Here is a 21,265-nt window from a genome sequence, read left to right as displayed (position 1 = left end):
GGTAAAATCCGGTTACCCCCTAGACTTCTGAATAACTTTTTTTCATCTTAACATACCCCTCAATAGCATTCAGGTTTTTAAAATTATCCTCCATCAGATCCACATCATCAGTCTGTACTCCAAAGTTTTCTTCCAAAAAAGAGATCAGACTCAACAAACCCATTGAGTCAAAAATTCCCTCCTCAAAAAGCATTGTATCATCTTTTATTTTTGCAGGATCGGTAAAAGATGTTTCTGCAATAAAGTTTTTAACTGATTCCTTCATTTGTTTCAATTTTATCTATTAGTTTAACTTATTTCACATTCCGGGGTGCATGTTCGATCACTTCAACAATTCTGCGCGCAAAAAGCGGATAAATCCGTTTTGCAAACGAATAGGATGGATGAGAATCCCTTTCGCCAGCAGCATTTTCAGGAGCCAGATAAATTCCCCCCTCTGTTTCCAGAGTTCTGAAGTCCCAGATAAAAATGTTGTCATCCGGCTGATCCCACTCTTCAATCACCCACAATGAGAACTCTGTTGCTGCCCTGGCTGACTCCGGAGTGGTTGCAGCTTCGACAAGAGCTGGAGGCGTCCAAAGCAGAAATTTTGTATCAGGATATTTATACATCTCCTTTTTTAAAGCTTCATATTGTAATTTGTAATTCTCCACTGACTTAACATCCGAATTCACATCAGGCTGAATATCAAATACAATATCACTTGCAGGAAAACAATGCTTGAAGATGACAACATCATAATCGGCGGTAAGTGTTTTTAATGTGGGCTCCTCCATAAAATAATCCTGATGCCCGTTTTTCACCCATATATTATAATAGTCATATGGATAATTATTCCAGCCATATGGATCGCGTTTTGGAAAATTCATTTCACGAATCTGATAATTGGTTCCATTTTGTTTATTATACTTATCAAACCACCGCGGGATTCCTGTCTCAAAACCTATTTTCCGTTTAACTCTCGCCCAAAGGCTGTTTTCCACCCGCCAAATAACTCCACCTGTGCTGTGATGCAAAAAAACAACTTTGGCATTTTTTGCTTTATCAGAGTTATCCACTTTAGATCTACCACAACCGGAAAACCCAACTCCTGCCACTAATAATAAAGAAAAGACAAACAATAATATTCTCATAACAACAAAATTAACTTTGAAAACAATTAATGTTTTTGAAATATAAGTAGAAAGCCAACCGTTGTCGATTGTATTTTGACAGAAGCGCTATACTTTTATTTGAGTGGCATAAATTTATGTTTTTTCAGCCTGAATTTTAAGTCATACTTTTTAACGTCGCAAGACTAAAACTGATTCTCAAAAATTCTCCCAATCTTCCAAAATACCCAAACCCTGCATTTTATTTGACCAGCGCAAATATTTCCTTGATTATTTTCTTGCATTATACCGTAACTTTGGTTGAAATTGAGGTCATAAAAAAATTACTATCTGATAAAATTCCAGAAAATGATAAACGGATTGATAAGAACATTGATTGTAAGCCTGGTTGTAGTACTTTTTTCTTCATGCTATTCCCTGAAAAAATCCATCTACCTGGACGGAGACCTGCCACGGAAATTAAATGATATTGATGGAACTTTTTTGCAGAATCCGCCCGAATACAAAGTTGAAGTTAATGATCTGCTTTACATACGTGTAACCAGTCTTGATGAACAAACATCGGCTTTCCTGAATAATGAATCAGGCTATACCAACATGCCGGAATCAGCATCAGCAACAAGTCTTTTAGGATACCGGGTGGACATGGACGGATCAATTGAATACCCGTTTATTGGGAAAATATTTGTTGCAGGCCTCACGTTGGAAGAAATACGAGACAAACTCACCCTTGCTGTCAGCCGATATCTGGAGCAAAGCAATGTCATCGTGAAACAATTGAACGACAACATTACTGTTATTGGAGAAGTTAATATGCCCGGAAGATTCCCACTCAACAGTGAAAAAATTAACATCATAGAAGCACTCAGTCTGGCAGGAGACCTTACAGACTTTGGAAACAGGAAAAAAGTACGCCTTATTCGTCATCGGAATGAAATTCCTCAAATGTTTATCATAGACATCACAGACGAGCGAACCATCTACTCCCAATATTTCTGGTTGCAACCAGGCGACATCATTTATGTGGAACCCAGACCTTACAAGGCACTTAGTCTGAACACCACTTTTGTTACAGCAGGAGTTTCCATGATTACAGCCACCTTTGCCATACTTACTTATCTGAACTCGCGGGAAGAAAACTAAAGATTTGAAGAATGACCAATTACAACGAAGATACCGAAAGAGAAAACAATCTGAATATTCTAAAGTTATTGAAGCAAATGCTGAAGTATTGGTACTTCTTTCCAATATTTCTGACGCTTACAGTAGCAGGAGTAATTTTATACAATAAAACCACCACCCCACAATACCAAATAAGTACAAGATTATTGGTATCCGAAGGTAGTGAAACTCAATCATCCATGACAGGCGGTGGAGAAAATGCACTTCCGGGAATTAACCTGGGCAGTCAAAGCAACATTGAGAATCAGCTCATCATCCTTACCTCCCGACGACAAATTGAGAAAGTGCTAAAACAACTTGATTTTACCATCTCCTATTTTAAAGATGATTTGTTTCGAACCAATGAAATTTATCAGGAAAGTCCGTTTACCGTCATTCCGGATACTTCCGAAGTTAAGTTGTCAAACCTCGATTTTTCGGTAGAATTTCATTCTAAAGACCAGTTCACACTTACTTTAATCCACGATAATCAATATTACTCTGATACCCATAAGTTTTTCGAAAAAATCAGCACTCCCAACTTTGTATTTACAATTGTTCCCAATGAGGAAATCATTTCACGAGGAGAGAGATATATAGGACGGAAATTCCTATTTAAAACCAGAACCATTAAAACACTGGCGGCGCATTATCAATCGAAAATCAGACTTGACAGAGTAACCCGTGAAAGTTCAATTATTGAGATTTCTATTACTGAGAACAATATCAAAAAAGGGAAAAACTTCCTTAACAAACTGGCTCAGAACTCAGTGAATTACACCCTTGACAAAAAGAATCAAATTGCCTCCAATACCATTGAATTCATTGAAAGGCAACTTGTAGGAGTCATGGACTCACTCGCTGCCGCAGAGTCTGTCCTCGAAGGATTCAGAAGTCGCAATGAGGTTATGGATGTGTCCTTTCAGGGACAAATGATTATTACCCAGTCCAACGAACTGGAAAATGAAAAGGCTTCGCTGGAAGCACGCCTGGATTACCTCACCTATCTTTTGAACAACATAGAAAACAACCTGGACATCAATGACATTGTTGCCCCTTCAGCAATGGGGGTTAACGATCCGGTATTAAATCAGCTTATTGGAGAATTGGCCTCTCTCAATGCGGAAAAGTCAAGTCTGCAATTTAACACCAATATAGAAAACCCGAATATTATCCGCATCAATCATCGTATTCAGACCCTAAGAAATTCATTGCTGCAAACCACACGTAGCATTATTGAAACAACGCAACTTTCTCTGAACGATCTGAACAGGAGGCTTTATCAGTTGAGTCAGGAAATAAGAAAACTGCCAAAAACCGAACAGACGCTCCTCAATATTGAGCGGAAGTTTCGGATGAATGATGAGATGTACACCTACCTGCTCGAGCGCAGGGCGGAAGCTCAGCTGGCAAAGTCAGCCAACCTTCCCGACCACGAAATTGTAGAGGAGGCCATAGCCCGGGGACAGGTTACCCCCGATAAAACGCGAAGTATCCTGATGATTGTTGTTTTCGGCCTTATGTTTCCGGCAGTTATTGTTTTCTTAAAAGTGTACAACAATGATAAGATTCAGGATGAGTCCGAAATATCCGAATTAACTAACTATCCCCTTATCGGAACTGTTCCTCTACATACAGACTCCCACAAAAGACCTGTGTTAGAGGCCAACTCACATTCCCCATTGGCCGAAGCCTTCCGAAACATCAGAACCTCCATTGGATTTTACGCTCTGGAACAACCCGAAAAAACAATCCTGGTAACCTCATCTGTTCCTTCAGAGGGAAAAACCGTATTTGCAGCCAACCTGGCAAATTCATTTGCTCAGTTAGGCAAAACAACCTTATTGATGGGGTTTGACCTGAGGATGCCAGCCATTAACGAAGAGATGTTCCCGGATTTAAAAACACCGGGACTGGTACATTATCTGCTTGGAGAAAAAGAGTGGGAAACACTAGTTCAACCATCCAGCACAGGAAACCTGAACATCATAACCTCCGGAGACATACCCCCAAACCCGACAGAGTTAATTGCCAATAAGAAAACCGATCAGCTATTTGCCAGCCTCAAAAAACATTTTGAGATTATAATCATTGACACTCCTCCGGTCGGTCTGGTCAGTGACGCCTATCTTTTAACCAAATATAGTGATCTGACATTACTTATTACCCGTCAGAATGTGACCCCGAAATCGGTCCTCAAAAGATGTTTGAATGATGAAAAGATGAAAAAACTGGAGCATGTGGGAGTTGTTTTGAACGGTGCCCAGTTTGAGAAGAAAGACTATTCGTATTATTACAATACGGAGAAAGAGATTAAGAAGAGGAAAAAGAGGAGAAAGAAAGTGACGCATAAAAAACCATAAAACCAAACTGCTCAATACCGGATACCTACGGACTCAAGTTCTTGTAGCCCTATTATCGTGGGGTATAAACCACCATTTACAAAGAATGCAAGAAATGATTAAGTGCCTTGAAATGTGCCTTTTCACTAAAATATTTCTGACCTGTTTCAAAGCCCCTTTGACCAATTAAATCAAGATCTATCTCGTTTCTTGCAATTTCTTTTAAGATTTCGGAATAACTTGAAACCAAATAACCATCAGCCAAAACAGCATTTTCCCTGTTTTTAAAATAATTAGAAATTTCCCCCCAAGAATTTGAAATTAATGGTCTGCCACTAGCGAGATACTCAGTGATTTTCTGGGGAAACCTTGCTTTATCTTGCAAAGTTTGCCTCATTGGAATTATTAGGCCAAGTGCATTGTTATACAAGGTTAACAATTGCTCATAAGGCAGATAAGAATAGACCCTTACATAAGGAAATTCAGCAAACCTATTTTTAATTTGCTCAATTTCTTTTGCTCCTCCTGACACTACAAAATAAAGTAAAAATGAATCAAATACCTTAGCCTCATTATATGCATCCAAAACGAAATAAATCACGTCCTTGTAGCCAACAGACCCACAGTACAGAATATATTTCTCAAAGTTTTTACTCTTCCTCCCGGAGCAATACTCAAAATCACACACCGGGGGCAACTTATATATTTTATTACTCTTTATCTGTTTAGAGACTTCTTCTTTCAAAAAATCACTAATCACTATTACTCCATCAAAAACTATAAAACCTATTTGCTCAAACAACTTATCATTAATAGTTTTACTCAAATAACCTTTTCGGTATTGCATTTGAGAACGTTTTTCAACATAATCAAGACAAAGTTTGGCTCTAAAAACGAATGAATATAACTTGTAAAAAATAATATCCGTGAAAGAATAAGAATAAACAATAATGGCATCAATTTTTCTTAGACCATAAACTTGAATTAATTTAAAGAAATCAAAAACAACAATAATCTTCCTCAAATATTTTCTTAGAGTATAACTATCAATATCGCAACCAATACTATTAACCACCTTTGCCTTTCCATAATTTTTAGAAATCCGCTTTCCTACATCCCTGTTAACAACAGTGACAGAATCTTCATAAGTTGTTATCATCTCAACAATTGACTTATATCTGTTTGTCTTTGCAGAAATAGAGTCCGGAAACCCTGATAATCCCAGAACACAAATATTTTTTTTATTCTTCATATAAAACATCCTCCCCCAACGCTTTCATAGAACCAGTTAGCCTGCTTTATCCATAAACCTCAAATTTACCCAAATATCAGGTTAACATAATATTATATCAGGTCTTTTCTATAAAAATTTGAAGAGTTTGCTTGCGATATTTACATTTATTCGGGGATAAGTTAGCAAAATCTTATGACCCCGATTAATTATGTTTAACATACAGGGTTGTGGGTGTTCGGTTTCCTGCCACAAGCCTTGGCTTTCTGAGATATTGACGATTAAGTATTTTAATTTAGTGGATTGCAATCGGCTATATTACTAGCATGCCCAACATTTGAAAGCTCTTAGTTTGAAGCTCTTTCGTCGGGCAAAATTTCGGGAATTCAATTTTTATCTTGGTTTTCATTTCCTTTACCCAGGTAGCTGTTTTTGTAATCTTGTTCTGTAAGGTTTTGAAATTGGCATTTGCCAATTCAGTGCCTTTAAAAAGTTCCTTTTGCATAGTATGCATTAAAACATAGGCGATAGAATGCAAGAACAACCGGAACTGACTGGCTTTAAAACTAGTACATGAGGCTCTGTCACACTTCAGGTACAGTTTATGTTCTTTAATCCTTAGTTCCGCAGCACCCCTGGCGCAATAACCTTTCTCTTATAATCCTTTGGCCTTGAACTGAGTCAGGTTTGTGACGATATAACGGATGTTGGTGCCAAGGGCAGATGCCTCCACTTTAACCACCATTTTTTTAGCCGATGCCCAGCTTTTAGCCTTGTACATAAATGAATGATAGCGTTTAACAGGCTTTCCGTATTGCTTAAATTCCCGCTCTGCGCTCTTTATGGTAACCTCGGCCAAAGACTTTAATTTTGAGTTTCCAGCAAGACCTGTTATGTAGCCCACTTTTTGGACAGCAGTATCGCTCCAATCCATAAGATCTTTTGATGCAAAATGACTGTCAACCCTAACAATTATTTGGGTTTTAGGCCATTGTTCCCTTATATGTAGTATCAACTTCTTAATAACAGAAGCAACATCGCTTTGTTTGGAGCGTCTGCCGGCTTTTAATATGGTGGAAATTAACTTACCAGAAAGCCCTTCGTAAATATGCAAGGGCATATAACAATGATCGTGATAGTAAGTGTTAAAGAGAGTCAGTTGCTGGTCTCCGTAAGTATTAGTGTTGGTATCATCGCAATCAAGTATGATAACTTCTGGTGCAGAGCTGTAGGTTCCTATAAAATGGGAGACTAAGGCTTCTCCGATCTTATACAAATCACGCCAATTAACACTATTCTCCAGTCGGCTCATAGTAGGTTGTGAACCTAAATCCATACCTGTTTGAGGAAGCCATCCAACACAGGTTTTTTAAATCTTATCTTGTCTCAGTTCATTGCTGTCGTTACAATCCTCATAACCGGCAGCGATTTGATAAGCTCGTTGACTAACCAATTCTTCTATGGAGTGGTCAATATAGCGCTGATCTCGATTGTCTGTAATACAGTTGCTTATACGTTCAGTCAAACCGATTTGCCTATTGACCTCATGTAATAAAAGAAGCCCACAGTCACTACTGATACGGTCACCGGTAAAACTTAGTTCCACGTTCTTATGTTCAACTGGAAAAAGTCTGAGAGTTTGTTCTTTGTTTTCGGAAAATTTCTGTATCATTGTATAAAGAGGTGTTGTTAGACACCCTGAAAATACTGATAATTCAGGACATTTTCAGGAACAACCCTCCTTTTTTTTTATAAATTATTCAGGTTAGGTTCATAATAACATAAAATTTTATTTTTATAGCCTATTTGAACTCGTAATTCTCTTGTACCCATTCAATGGCTAATGGTTTTATTAGAATAATTAAACACCAAAAATTACGAGAAATACATACACATTGATTGATACTAAACAGAAAATTTCATTAAGGCATTCCTGCTTAAGAAAACAAAATAATATTCAGGCGAGACACCCCTTAGCTTATACTATTTCTAAAATAAAATTTCCGCACTAGTATTATCAAGTAAAAATGGCACAAAGGATTTCGTATCTTGCCTATGCCATTTCCCAGCTGCACCAAGCCACACATTTACAAACAATTAACATCACTATTTTCGCAAAAGAAATCCTGCTCTATACGATGATTTCTTTTGAGAATCAATATTGTAAGGAAAAACTATTTTATCCTTTTAAAATTTTGTTTTTACTGATCAATACTAGCCGGCTCTGTTTCTAAAAGCTCTTCAAGACGGGCACAGAAAAACTCCGGCACCATACCTTTAAGACGAGCAAACAGGATCTCGTCTGACTCGATGTCCAAATTACTCAACATCTCCAGAATTTCTTTATTCACCTGATTATACTCCACAGGACGTATCTTTCCGATCATTATCTTTTTATGATAAGTAGGAAGTGTATTTTCGGAAGATGCCAGCAACTCTTCATAAAGTTTTTCTCCAGGTCGTAAACCGGTATATTTGATTTGAATATCCTCACCAAGCTTCAATCCGGCAAGTCTTATCATATTCTTGGCCAAATCATCAATCTTTACAGGTTTCCCCATGTCAAAAACATAGATCTCTCCTCCATTCCCCATAAAAGCAGCCTCGAGCAACAACTGGCAAGCTTCGGGAATGGTCATAAAGAACCGGGTGATATCCTTATGCGTAACAGTCAGCGGCCCTCCCTGGGCAATTTGTTTTTTAAACAGAGGAATTACCGAACCATTGGATCCTAAGACATTCCCAAAACGGGTGGTAATAAACTGTGTTTTCACCCCTTTCTGAACAGACAATGCCTGCACATACATTTCACAAACCCTCTTGGAGGCCCCCATCACATTTGTGGGATTTACTGCTTTATCGGTGGAAACCATCACAAATTTCTCTACTCCAAACTCCACAGCCATATCAGCAAGATTCTTTGTCCCTCCTATATTAACATAAATAGCCTCATAAGGTGCAGATTCCATCAAAGGAACATGCTTGTAAGCCGCAGCATTAAAGACAATATCTATATCCCAATTCTCAAAAACCTTCCTGATTCGGTTTTTATTGGTCACACTGCAAAGAATCAACTCAAAAGGGGCATCGCTGTAACTCAACAGCATTTCCTGTTGTAAGTCATATAAAGCAGATTCGGCCTGATCGAGAAGCAACAGTTGTTTAACGGGAAATTTCATCAACTGACGCACTATTTCTGACCCTATCGATCCTGCAGCTCCTGTTACCAGAATGGTTTTTCCCGTTAACCCCTCCATTATATTTCGCTGGCTGAGACGAATTTCCTCTCGTCCCAGAAGGTCTTCAATCTTGACATCCCTAATCTGCTCAGTGTTGGAAATGCCATTCAACCAATTGGATACGGTTGGCATTATCTTCAGCTTCCATTTATTCTGAAGACAGGCATCGGCAATTTGCTGTTTCTTTTCAACGCTGATTTCATTAACTGCAAGAATGATTACCTCAACCTTTGACAGCCTCCCTTTTCGACTGATGACATCACTCCATTTTACCACCGGCAATGATGACAAAGTGACATGATGTCTGCCGGAGTCTTCATCTACAAATCCTATAACATTGTACTCATTATTCTTATTGCTTTTGATGGCTTCCATGGTAATAAGCCCCAAATCGCCTGTACCATAGATGATGGTATTAATGTTCCCTTTTTGACTGGTGAAATAATTATAAGCTTCTTTAACCAGCATCCTAAATCCAAAAGAGAGAAATATAACCAACAGATAATGAATAATCAATACCAGCCGGGGAGTACCACCAAATAAAACCTCTTGCGGTCCCCAAAAGGTAACTGCAACCAACAAAACCGCCAATGAGGTTGTGGAGGCCAGAAACATATTCTTCAATTCATCAAGGTTAGTATGGCGAATTACTCCACGATGAGTTTTAAAAACCAGAAAGAAAATGGCGTAAGTAAGGGAAGTCCAAACAACAGTTCTTAGAAAATCCCACATGGAATACAATTCCAGGTTAATATTTACCCTTAAAACATAAGCCATTGCCAGCGAGCTGTTCACCAACAACATATCTATAACAAAAATCCACCATGGAGAAATAATTTTTCCTTCGAATATTCTTGTCACCAACCTTCTCATTGGAATAATTTTTGGGAATTGAAAGTCATACTTCTGCATAAACAACAACACATTAAACTTAGACTTTAAAAACTAAAAGCAAACATTATCAACTCTTCAGGAATCACAAGTTAAAACAGGGGGAGCAAGCATCGCAAGGGTGTTTTTATTATACCGTACATTTTATTGACGAATGGTTTATTTTAGGGACTTAATTCACAATTTATTGGAATTAATGAATCGCTATCATTTTTGCATCTTCCAAATAAAGTCTTGAAGAATTTTGGCCACCGAGTCAGCCCCGGCCCGATTAATATGAACATAGTCACCAAAAAACTGCTGAGAATCGAAGTAATTTGTGAGATTAATAAACGAGACATGAGACTCTCTGGAACGTACTTCTATCTGCTCCAGGTAATAAATCCTGTTGGTGGATGGAATCATTTCAAACAAACTCTTCTCCATTGGCATCCCAACAAGAATAAGATCAACATCCTTTCTGGCAGTTAATGCAACAATAGAATCCAGATAATTGAAATTCATTTTACTGATATTTTCCGGATAGGAAGCATGGAAAAACATCCTATCTAAAATATCTTGCCTGTTGTCTTCTCTTTCAGCAACTGTTCTTCGGTTAAATTCTATTTCATTATAGCCTCCAATATGAGGATAGACCCCCCCCTCTTTTTTGAAAGAATTAATAAGATAGGGGATGACTGGAAACACCCTGCTTCTAAGATATACCTCACTATATGCAAAATAATTAATCGGAATGTCTTCAAATAAATCCAGACTATTCTCTTCACGCAATAAAGCAATTCGAGAAAACATTTCCACGCAAGTCGATTTCTGCTCTGAAAAGGATTGATCCCAATAGGAAGAGGTTTCTATTAAAGAAAAAGATAAGACAATTCTCTTAACATTATTAGGATGGGACAATAAATCCCTTATTTTCACAAATGATACCAACGCCGGCTCACCAGCAAGGCCTACATTGCAGGAATTCTCAATAAAAGCCGGATTTATGCCGTTTGCAGCCAAAGAACTACCTGTCACCAAAGTCTCCACATAAGAAGGAATCTGAAATCCGTATTTATCGAAGAGAATCCGGTTCCCCTTATATGACAAGAAGGCCAGAACTCCCAGGATAAAAACAAACAACCCCAAACGTTTAACAAACCGTTTCATAAATCCCAATTTAAAAAAACGCACTTAATAGTATTTCCCCAAAAAACAATCAGCAAACAGCCCCACTACAACCCTCACCTACAAAACATTAATAAAGTGATGCAATTTTAATTAAACACCTCAAAACTCAGCATAAACAAAAACCAGTTGGTTCTTAGAAAAATAAACTACAATGAATACCCATAGAATATACCCCCCCCATCGATAGCCCCATTGCAAGCCATTGAACCAGGCCTTCAGCCTGATTCCTTTATCCTCAATCATCCATTCAAGGATAAGAACCAAAAGTGCCATTAATAAAGCAAATCCGGCCTCCCACCGTACCACATTAAATCCGTAATGTGTATTACCAATATCCTGTATCTTTGGCAAAAAACTCATAAAATGAAACGCATCACCTATGTTTTGGGCAAAGAAAAAAATCAGGGAGATGGAAAAAAAAAGATAAACCAGTCCGCGACTACCCCATTTATAGATAAAAGTAGGCACCGTCCTGCTCCATCTCATCCTCCTCCTTTTTGAAAAGAATTCATAAGTAAGGGCTACCCCCTGAAGAACGCCAAGCATTACGAATGTCCAATTAGCTCCATGCCATATACCTATAACCAGAAAACTACTGAAAACAGCATAAATTGCAGCTTTTTTGCCCCACTGTCTATGCTTAATAAGCAACCTGTTGTAAATAAAATCATTGCACCAGGAGGATAATGTTATATGCCACCGCCTCCAAAACTCACCAACAGTCTGAGCGAAAAATGGACGCCGAAAATTATCTGTAAGTTGTATGCCAAAAATTTTTGAAAATCCAAGTGCCATATCGGTATAACCAGAAAAATCGAAATAAATTTGCAATGGCTGAATAATAAATGTGATAATCAGAGGTATCCCCTGAAACACCTCAACATCCCCATAAACTTTATTAACAACAATCCCTAAAGTGTCTCCTACAACCAACTTTTTAAACATTCCCCACATGACTAACTGTCCTCCCTCCACGACTCTCTGATGATCGAATCTGAACCCGGAAAAATTTATTTGTGGCAGGAATTTCCTGTGCCGCTCAATTGGGCCGGCAATTATTTTAGGAAAATAAAGCATATAAAGAGCCAGATTCAAGAAGCACCTTTCAGGCTGATCTTTGGCTTTATAGACGAGATATAGATAACTAATCCCCTGGAATGTGTAATACGAAATGCCAAGCGGAAGGACAATTTTGCCCAACAATCCATAGTCACTCGTTTCAACCCCAACTATAAATAGAATATTCTCAACTATAAATGTTAAGTATTTGAATAAGATTAATCCTCCAATGTTAAAAACCTGACCAGCCAAAAAAGCATTCCTTCTTCTTTTTAGGTTCGTTTCTTTACTTATCCATAAAGCAACCCGATAATTAACAAACGAGAAAAGAATGGCATAAACCAAAAATGCCGGAGAAAAAAAGGCAATAAACAACAAGCTTGCAACGAGCAGTACAGTACTTCTAATTCTCAAAGGAGAAAAAAAGAAAATAAAAAATAATGCAGTAAAAAACAGCAAGAATTCCAGTGAAGCAAAAAACATAAAGACCCCTTTTATCTTAAAACCTGAAAAAAATAAATTATACTATGGGTAAAGAATTTTTCGTACTTCGTCAATTACATAATTCTGTTCCTCTTTACTCATGGAAGGGAAAATGGGCAAACTTACAGTTCCCTTCCAGATCTTCTCAGCTACAGGGAAATTCAACGGATCCAATTGGTAATTATCCCGGTAATAACTCAACCGATGCATGGGTTTATAATGAACCGAAGTTCCAATTCCGCGGTCGGCCATTCTTTGAATGAAATCGTTTCGGCTGATTAAGCTTTTTTCATTTAGCACCACAGGAAATAAGTGCCAGGCATGATCTCCCGGAGGAACTTTAGATACCGGAAGATCAACCATCTCCAAATCGGAAAGTTTCTCCAAATATCTCTCGGCCACAACCTGACGTTCATCCCTGAAACGATCGGCCTCTTCCAGTTGTGCCAGCCCGATAGCAGCATTCACATCCGGCATATTGTATTTAAATCCGGGTGCCACCACATCGTATTCCCAGGAAGGTTTATCAGAGGTAAAACGATCCCACACATCGCGATTAATTCCATGCAGCCGCATTATCTTGACACGATTATAAATCATCTCATCATTGGTTGTGAGCATCCCTCCCTCGCCGGTTGTGATGGTTTTATTGGCATAGAAACTAAAACAAGTTACATCCCCCCAACTTCCAACCATTCGTCCTCCAAGCTCTGCTGGAAAAGCATGGGCAGCATCTTCAAGGACTTTTATTCCCTCCTTACGGCAAATATCCATAATTCCTGTGCCGGATGTATTCAACATTTCTGCAGACTGCCCTCCATAATGAACCACAACAAGGTATTTCACATCCGGATGTTCCGAGATTGCTTTCTTAAGTATTTCGGGTGTTATCAAGGAGGTTCCATATTCCACATCCAGAAACACAGGGTCTGCTCCCATGTAGCGAACAATTTCAGCACTGGCAGTAAAAGTCATATCGGGCACAAATACCTTATCTCCCGACTGAACTCCCAAAGCCTCAATGCCAAGGTGCAGGGCCGCTGTGCAGCTATTTACGGCACACGCATATCGGGCATTCACTTTTTCGGCAAATTTATTTTCGAAACTGAGTGTTTTGCCGGCTGTAGTAAGCCACCCGCTTTCAAGCACTTCGGTAACGTACTTTAACTCATTGCCGGTACAGGTAACTTTTGAAAATGGAACTTTTCGCATAGAAACATAAATTACAATAAATTAAGGAATAAAACAGCCTACGTTTTTGAAGAAATAAGCAATAATCCTGCTGTTTTAAATAAAATTCGAACATCGGACCAAAATTTCTTATCCACAACATAATTCTCGTACAGATCAAGCTTTTGTGGAAGAATTATCTCCTCATATAATTTCTCAGGATTATCAGAGCCGGCCAATAACTCTTCCTCATTTCTGAACGTCAATGAGGCATTATCGGTAATCCCCGGTTTTACCTGAAGAACTTTAGCCCATCGACCGGGATACTTTTCCGTCCATTTTTTTACTTCAGGGCGAGGTCCTACAAAAGACATTTCTCCTTTCAATACATTTATAATTTGAGGTAATTCGTCAAATTTGAATTTCCTAAGAAATTTGCCCGTTTTAGTAACCCTCGAGGTATCTCCTGCATCAAACGTCCCTTTTTCAACTCCTGGAATAACTTCCATTGTCCGAAATTTAATAATTCTGAAAGGCTTCCCATATTGCCCAACTCTCTCTTGAAAGAAAAAAAATGGATATCCGGAATCTATCCAAACCGATAAAGCAAAAAACAAAAAAGGAATGAACAAGATTATCAGCAAAAAGATTGAAAACAATATATCAAACAACCTCTTCATATAATAATTAGATTAAAAACTATCTCGAAGTTTGACGGACCTTAAAAAAAACTTTTTTCCCGACCAAAATTCCGTAAAATCCTTTTAAGTATCCCAACCCATATGATAAATGCATCAAGAATAAAGAAACAAGAACGAAAAAAAAAGTATTCACATTATACCGAAACACACCTTGAATAGCCACTGAAATCAATAACAAAAAATAAATCCCTGTAAAAAACAAAAACAGATTGCAAACCAGGGTAGAAAGGATAGAAGAAACACTTCCCACAATTAAAAACAATACAAAGCCGGGAGGAATTAATTGCCTCCACGTTGGCAGAGATTTTAACTTTTTCACAACCAGGGGTTTAAATAAACCATACTGAAAAAACATCCGAAACAGCTTTCTCCAGGATTCCCTTGCAAAATACTTTATTTTCAGATCAGGCAGAAGTACTATTTTCATACCTGCTGCCCGCATTCTGCCATTAAACTCATCATCTTGATTTCTAACAAGTTCCTCGTCAAACAACCCAACTTTATCAAATACTCCTCTGGAAAAACAACCAAATGGGACAGTGTCAACTTCCCGGGGACTGGAAGCTCCAATGCGGAAGTAGGAATTTCCAACACCGGCAGGATGTCCCATGGCAAATGCAATTGCTTTCGATTTGGCCTTGCAGTTTGGAGGACAAGTTTCCACAACTCCCCCAGTATTATCTGCATCAAACTTATTTAGCCCTTCAATCAAACGAGTCAAATAATTTTTAGGATATTCAGCATGTGCATCCATTCGAACAATTACATCTCCCTTGGCATGCCCTAAAGCAATGTTCAGTCCAACCGGAGCAATTTTCTGAAAGTTTGGAAGTGTAATAATTCGATGAGTAGGATTGCGTTTTTTAAAATTATTGATGATACCCAAAGTAGCATCCTCACTCTGACCATCAATAATAATCACTTCAATTTTCTCAGAAGGATAATCCTGAGAAAAAATATTATTTAAAACCACTCCAATATAAACCTCTTCATTTCGAACAGGCATAATTATCGAAACAACAGGTGTGAGATCATTCATCCTTAAAATTTACAATATCTCATTAAGTATAAAAGTTATAAGTCTTGAAACTAAATATATTTTCAGCAGAAATCAGACAATTAAAATTCAATCCTATTCTAAAGTTTTTCAAAATTTTTAAACTTACCTGCTCCCGTACGATCTATTTGTGGAATCCGAGTAACAGTCACTGTCAATCCCGGTTCCAGATACTTTTCTACAGCTAGATTCAACGCTCTCTTCAAATCACGGGTTAATTCTTCTTCAGATACTATTTGAATATCAAAATCGTGATTGTTTTTCACCACAACTTTGTATTCTTTTATTCCGGGGTTATCATTTATTACTTTCTGGACTACATAATAAAAAGTAAGTCCCGGCACTTTTTTCCCAGATGGGAGCACCACAGAATCACTTAATCGCCCCCTCAGCTCTTTAATGTAGGTTCTTCCTCCCTCATGTAAAATGGAAGCCTCGTCGCCCACTTCATATCGGATAATGGGAGTACCCTCATTATGAAGAAGTGTGCATAACAACCGACCTGAATGTCGGTCAGGAAGAAGCTTCCCCTGCTCATCAACCACCTCAAGATAGACCAACTCATCTGAAACAAGCCACTTCCCACTTTCTCCAAATCCAATAACACAAACCTCTGATGCACCATATTCATTGAATACCGGAACACCAAAGCCGGTTTCAAGTAGGACTTTATCCCTCTCTGTACAAACTTCTGCTGTTACAATGCAACTTTTCAATGTGGGGCAAACCTCCCTTAAAATAATATCTTTCTGAATCAAGTACCTGGCAAAAGCCAAAAGCGAATTGGTATAACCATATAAATACCGAAATGAATGCCTTTTAAATTGATTCAGCCATTTTTGCAATGCATCATCATCCAAATTAAAAACATTAAACCTCTTTCGATGGGAAATTAAATCCTTAATCTTTTCTTTCCAAAATCTGGACCCATTGAGTGGAATTCCATAAAATCTTGCCTGAAAATCATTCAAAGATACCCCTGATCTTAAATAATGTTTAGCAACATTCAACCAAATAAGTGTATGCGTTAATCGGTCTTTTGCAAAAACAAATGGTTGTCCGGAAGAACCGGAAGTCTGAGAAATGAAAAGTTTACTCTTGCAAACAGAAGGAATTTTCTGACGATGGTTTCCCTGGAGGTCTTGTTTAGTAATTATAGGAAGATGTTCCCAATTGCCATCCCATCCCTTAGTGAGCTCTCTGTAAAAAGGATTATTCTTCATGTGAAAATCAACCAATTGCAGCCTTTTCTTTTCCTGCCAGGCAAAAAGATTATCCTTATTCAATACTGAATGATATTCCTGTCGAGCTTCATCAACTGGAAACCCCAGTAGTTTAAGAGTTTGAAAAAAATCCATCATATTTAATCTTCCCCTAACAAATCAATGGGTCTGACAAATTCTATATCCTGGTTTGAATTATGCAAATACTCAAGGGTATAAAGCAAATTTTTTTTGTTTTCCTTTTTATTTTCAAAACTGAACATCAAAGGGTGTGCACTCAGAGTATAAGTTGGAAAGTTTGTCTCAAGAATATGCCTGGTAACTTTTTCTCCAAATCCAGTATGATGGTTTTCCAAAAGCAAAATCCCTTTGTAATCGAAAATGCGCCCTGTTACATTGGATTTTGCAAAACCCAGTTTTTGAAAAGTATTATGATAGGAAACTCTAACCCATTTATATCCCTGAATTTTCAATAATTCAATTAAGTATTCATTGTCACCGGTTCTTGAAAAAGGAAACATACGTCTATCACCTAAACTAAAAGCACCTCTGCGTAGCCAGGTCATGGGACGATTGTGAGGGGGAACAAAACCAACAATCTCCTGTCTGTTCTCAATAGCTTTCTCCAATGCTATTTTACTTCTCTCCAGGCTCTTTGCAACCTGCTTTTTCTCAAAAAGTGGAATCCACTCGTGCCTCCATGAATGAGAAGCAACTTCATGCCCCCTTGCATGAATTTCTTTTACCAGTTCCGGGAAGGAATAGGGGAAAAGCCCTTCTTCAGCTGAAAAACCTGTTATAGCAAAACAACATTTCACATCAAACTGATCCAATATCTTTAGTATGTTCCTGAGATTTGCTATTTCATTCTCAAAATTCAAATAATTGAAGTTATAAGGTAAACTGGAATTTATTAAGCCAACAGGACCATCAAAATCCCAAATAAGTACCACTTTTTTTCTAAATATTTTCATCCGAGTCCCTAAGTGTATAATAAAAATAGCGTTGCTCCATTTCCTCTTTAATTCTAATATTTTCAGTGTGATATATAATGACAGTATCAGTACGATATTTTATTGCTACCGGCTTTAAAAAAGGAAAATGTAAGACGCGTTCATTATTTAAAAATTTAATACCATGCCAGCTCATTCCCTTGCCCATTTCAAGAATAAAAGAAATTATTTTTGTAATATGACGTGCTTCTGCCAATTTTAGATCTGTAATAAAGTATGTCCCGCCCATAAAGTAACCGGAAAAATAAGTCTCAGCCTCTTTCATCTTATAAAGTTTTATCCCGGGATAATAATCTTTAAAACCGAGATACCTCCATTGAAGAAAGTCTTTATCAACAAATACAGATGATGCTTCTGATAAATTATCATAACCAAAAACATTATTCATTTGCTCCACTGTAACATCCAGCTCTGCAAAAAAGGAAGCAGCATCTTTTTTTTGGAAAAGACTTAGAAATGGATTCCTGGTCCTATTAAGCAGATTAACATTAATCCCTTTCATTCTCAATGGCGTACCAAGATGATAAGGAATAAAGTATTTTTGAGGTCCAGGGATTCTGTTATAGCGATTTCTCAACATTGATTTTTCCGCTGAAGGACTTGGATTGCTTCCAATTGTAAGAATTTTTTGGGCATGAGCATTTTCATAAAGCCCGGCTGCAATGCCCTTTCCCCTGTAGTTTTTCCGAACCATCAAATCACACGCCCATTGTGCATCTATAATTTCATGACCTAACCGTACTTTACAGGGAATCACTCCCAACTGCCCAACCACTTCACCGTCCGACACCGCAAGTTTCAGCGATGGCATTTCAACACCTTCAACTCCTCGAAATTTCCAATAAATGTAATCGGAATTCCGCCTTTTTCTCCTTGGACCAAACATTAAAGAGGCGAATTTAAAATGTGCCTCCTCATACTTAGGAGAATAATTGACTATCTGAATCATACTTACAATAAATTCTATTTCAAACTCCCATTCACCAGTAACTCTGTCCACTGATGTCTTACCACATCCCAATCAAAAGATGATACTTTTTCCCGTGCATTGAGCGCAATTTCTTTTCCTATTTCTGGGTAGTCAATTAGCCGAATAATACTCCGGACCATAGCATCACCATCCCCGTTTTGAACCAGCAAGCAATCCACTTCATCTTGAAGAAGGTAAGGAATTCCCCCAACATTGGTGCTAACCACCGGCAATCCCAAGGCCATGGCTTCAATCACACTAACTGGGGTATTATCAACAGTTGTGGTATTCAAAAAAATATCGTAGTCAGCTGCAAGGGTATGCCATTTTTTTTTAGAAAGATATCCGGTAAAGGTAACATGATCCAGAATTCCTAATTCATTCGCGCGATCACGACAAAATCTCTGCGAGCCATCTTTATCCGGCCCCACCATACATAACCTGGCCCCTGGATAGTTATCCAACAAAACCTTCAGAATATCAATGGCAAGTACAGGATTATAAATATTATCAAAACTTCTCACCCATAACAACAAAGGAGAAAAAGAAGATCTCTCTTTAAAATCATAATCTCTCAAATTAATATTATTGGGAATATATTCTACATTAAAACCTGCATCTGAAAAGATATTGAATAAATAAAAAGACGGGGCAATATTAGCTTTACTATGCCCAAAGACCGCTCCAGCCATTCTTTTACTCTGTCTTATTTTTTCCGGTAAATTCCCTCCTCTCAAGACTGGATAATAATTTATCTTCAACAATCTACAAAGCAACGAACAGAAGTAAGAATAATAAAAAGCTTTTTTGCTATAGGTATCCATTATCACGAGGTCAATAACTGATCTGTACTTTAAAATGGAAAACAACATATCAACCAAGCGAAAAGCAATATTCCTTTTATCAGATGAATACCAAACCTGAAAGCCTTCCTCTTCCAGTTGCTTACCCAAGGTTTCAATTCCGGTAACAGAAAATCCATGTTTAGACAATTTGTTTCCCAGGTATAGAATATTTCTCATCCTTTCAACCCATTTTTACGATCCAGACCACTATACATAAAAGAAAAACCATATAATATTCCTGGAATGGCCAGTCTCATTGCTGCATGAAACATGGTTAACATACTGACCAAAAGGAAAGCTGCAAAAAATGCCCGTGATACAGCCCCAGTTAATTTATGGAAAAACAGGGCAGGCAGACCCAAAAAAGCTATTACAATAAAAATCAATCCTAAAATTCCATGTTCTGACAACAATCTTGAATATTCGGTATGTGCTGCAGCAGACCTACCATAATAAACAGCATGCCATTTTGCCGCCATTCCATATCCCACCCCAAAAATTGGATACTTCTGAAAAGCAAGAAAATCACCTTTCATAATATCACCTCTTCCGGTAAGATAATTTTTGTCATCGGCAGGTATTCCTGTTTGAAGCTCATTGGTACTAACCCCCATATAACGATAAAGCAGAAAATTATTGGTCAATTTATTGGTGTACCAAACAACTCCCAACATAAAGAATAATCCAACAATAACATAAGGCATCATTCGCCGGGTTTTAATCCTAAAAGATCTTTCATACATCAAAAGCACCATAATAGCAACAAATAAAGAAATAAAGGCCGCCATCATTCCTCCCCTTGACAAAGTAACAAGACCACGAATGAGCAGAAAGGTTATCATAATCCAATCAAGCCAAACATATAAACTAATCCTGATCCCTCTAATTCGGAATAAAAGAATTAGCAATAAGAACCAACCAAGGGCAGTGGAAACCTGGTTTGCCCCAAACCCACCTGCTGCATCAGGATTAGACTCAACACTGGTAAACTGAAGTCCACCCAAACCTGACTTTAAAGAAATCACTACAATCAAAGCAAAAGCAGGAAGAAAAGCAAAGCGTAAACCATTTATATAAGTACTTTTTTGAACACTTGCTTTATAGAAATACATTCCTGACAAAACCAAACTTAAGGGTCCAGTGAAATTAAAAACAATCATATCCCGAACTTCTTTTGGATCAGTATGTTTAGTCAAAAACAGAGCAGGAAGCAAAAGTAATAGTAAGAATAGAAATGTCCACGGAATTTTTTTTCGCTGATTGATTACCAGTCCAACTCCTATTATCATTAAACTAAAATACTTTCCGGCTTCCCACGCAATATTAGCCCCGGAAATCCGATATACAATTTCAAAACCAATCACATAAAGAGCATAAAACCCTGCTTTACAACCCGCATCTTTACTAATTACGATATCCAAAATAAAAACAAATGTAACTCCCAGATAAAAATACCCGGGAACAGAAGGGGCATAATTACCTGCTACACCTACGAGCACGTGAATAACTATAAAAAATGTATGAATTGATTTTCTATTAAGGTCCACCATAAGAATATTAAAATCTTTTCAGACAATACTCAACAAAAGAATTCCAAT

At 37.8% G+C, this 21,265-nt stretch carries 16 protein-coding genes and 1 pseudogene; 2 read left to right on the top strand and 15 right to left on the bottom strand.

Going from position 1 to position 21,265, the window contains the following annotated elements; all coding sequences use genetic code 11:
- Positions 1-19: 19 nt before the first annotated feature.
- Together BY457_RS12900 and BY457_RS12895 are read right to left on the bottom strand one after the other, a co-directional pair.
- The gene (locus tag BY457_RS12900) at positions 20-265 is read right to left on the bottom strand and encodes an acyl carrier protein (protein WP_106153743.1); all 246 of its coding nucleotides are present in this window, start codon (positions 263-265) and stop codon (positions 20-22) included.
- A 28-nt stretch (positions 266-293) separates the two neighbouring features.
- A complete protein-coding gene (locus BY457_RS12895; RefSeq protein ID WP_106153742.1) occupies positions 294-1,133 on the bottom strand; it encodes a hypothetical protein in 840 nt (279 codons plus the stop codon).
- A gap of 327 nt (positions 1,134-1,460) precedes the next feature.
- Here BY457_RS12895 and BY457_RS12890 point away from each other — a divergent pair, with 327 nt between their 5' ends.
- Both BY457_RS12890 and BY457_RS12885 read left to right on the top strand, forming a co-directional pair.
- A complete protein-coding gene (locus BY457_RS12890; protein WP_106153741.1) occupies positions 1,461-2,255 on the top strand; it encodes a polysaccharide biosynthesis/export family protein in 795 nt (264 codons plus the stop codon).
- 11 nt (positions 2,256-2,266) lie between these two features.
- Positions 2,267-4,636 (top strand): GumC family protein, encoded by a 2,370-nt coding sequence (locus BY457_RS12885; RefSeq protein ID WP_106153740.1) that lies wholly within the window; start codon positions 2,267-2,269, stop codon positions 4,634-4,636.
- Positions 4,637-4,712: 76 nt separating this feature from the next.
- Here BY457_RS12885 and BY457_RS12880 read toward each other — a convergent pair whose 3' ends face one another.
- The 13 genes and pseudogenes from BY457_RS12880 to BY457_RS12810 form a co-directional block, all read right to left on the bottom strand.
- Positions 4,713-5,867, bottom strand: a complete 1,155-nt coding sequence (locus BY457_RS12880) for a glycosyltransferase (RefSeq protein WP_181256479.1) — start codon at positions 5,865-5,867, stop codon at positions 4,713-4,715.
- 292 nt (positions 5,868-6,159) lie between these two features.
- Positions 6,160-7,518: pseudogene (locus BY457_RS19240) on the bottom strand (IS1380 family transposase).
- A gap of 529 nt (positions 7,519-8,047) precedes the next feature.
- Positions 8,048-9,958 (bottom strand): polysaccharide biosynthesis protein, encoded by a 1,911-nt coding sequence (locus tag BY457_RS12860; RefSeq protein WP_258176725.1) that lies wholly within the window; start codon positions 9,956-9,958, stop codon positions 8,048-8,050.
- Positions 9,959-10,183: 225 nt separating this feature from the next.
- A complete protein-coding gene (locus BY457_RS12855) occupies positions 10,184-11,125 on the bottom strand; it encodes a hypothetical protein (protein WP_106153734.1) in 942 nt (313 codons plus the stop codon).
- A gap of 120 nt (positions 11,126-11,245) precedes the next feature.
- The gene (locus BY457_RS12850; protein WP_106153733.1) at positions 11,246-12,688 is read right to left on the bottom strand and encodes an MBOAT family O-acyltransferase; all 1,443 of its coding nucleotides are present in this window, start codon (positions 12,686-12,688) and stop codon (positions 11,246-11,248) included.
- A 42-nt stretch (positions 12,689-12,730) separates the two neighbouring features.
- Complete coding sequence (locus tag BY457_RS12845) at positions 12,731-13,900, bottom strand: DegT/DnrJ/EryC1/StrS family aminotransferase (RefSeq protein ID WP_106153732.1); 1,170 nt, start codon at positions 13,898-13,900, stop codon at positions 12,731-12,733.
- Between the two features lie 38 nt (positions 13,901-13,938).
- Positions 13,939-14,538 (bottom strand): sugar transferase, encoded by a 600-nt coding sequence (locus BY457_RS12840; protein ID WP_106153731.1) that lies wholly within the window; start codon positions 14,536-14,538, stop codon positions 13,939-13,941.
- Between the two features lie 19 nt (positions 14,539-14,557).
- The gene (locus BY457_RS12835; protein ID WP_106153730.1) at positions 14,558-15,598 is read right to left on the bottom strand and encodes a glycosyltransferase family 2 protein; all 1,041 of its coding nucleotides are present in this window, start codon (positions 15,596-15,598) and stop codon (positions 14,558-14,560) included.
- Between the two features lie 98 nt (positions 15,599-15,696).
- A complete protein-coding gene (locus tag BY457_RS12830; RefSeq protein WP_146130982.1) occupies positions 15,697-16,977 on the bottom strand; it encodes a phenylacetate--CoA ligase family protein in 1,281 nt (426 codons plus the stop codon).
- 2 nt (positions 16,978-16,979) lie between these two features.
- Positions 16,980-17,813: a polysaccharide deacetylase family protein gene (locus BY457_RS12825; RefSeq protein WP_106153728.1), complete on the bottom strand. Its 834-nt coding sequence runs from the start codon at positions 17,811-17,813 to the stop codon at positions 16,980-16,982.
- Positions 17,800-18,801 carry a GNAT family N-acetyltransferase gene (locus BY457_RS12820; RefSeq protein WP_106153727.1) on the bottom strand — a complete coding sequence of 334 codons (1,002 nt, stop codon included), beginning with the start codon at positions 18,799-18,801 and terminating at the stop codon, positions 17,800-17,802. Before BY457_RS12820 ends, BY457_RS12825 begins: the two co-directional genes overlap by 14 nt.
- Positions 18,802-18,815: 14 nt before the next feature.
- Positions 18,816-19,814 carry a glycosyltransferase family 4 protein gene (locus BY457_RS12815; protein WP_258176724.1) on the bottom strand — a complete coding sequence of 333 codons (999 nt, stop codon included), beginning with the start codon at positions 19,812-19,814 and terminating at the stop codon, positions 18,816-18,818.
- A 26-nt stretch (positions 19,815-19,840) separates the two neighbouring features.
- A complete protein-coding gene (locus BY457_RS12810) occupies positions 19,841-21,031 on the bottom strand; it encodes an O-antigen ligase family protein (RefSeq protein ID WP_219885168.1) in 1,191 nt (396 codons plus the stop codon).
- Between the last annotated feature and the right edge of the window lie 234 nt (positions 21,032-21,265).

Origin of the sequence: Marinilabilia salmonicolor (assembly GCF_003003035.1) — a bacterium.
GTDB lineage: Bacteria > Bacteroidota > Bacteroidia > Bacteroidales > Marinilabiliaceae > Marinilabilia > Marinilabilia salmonicolor_A.
Note: the sequence above shows the minus strand (reverse complement) of the source record. Positions and strands in the feature narration are given on the sequence as shown.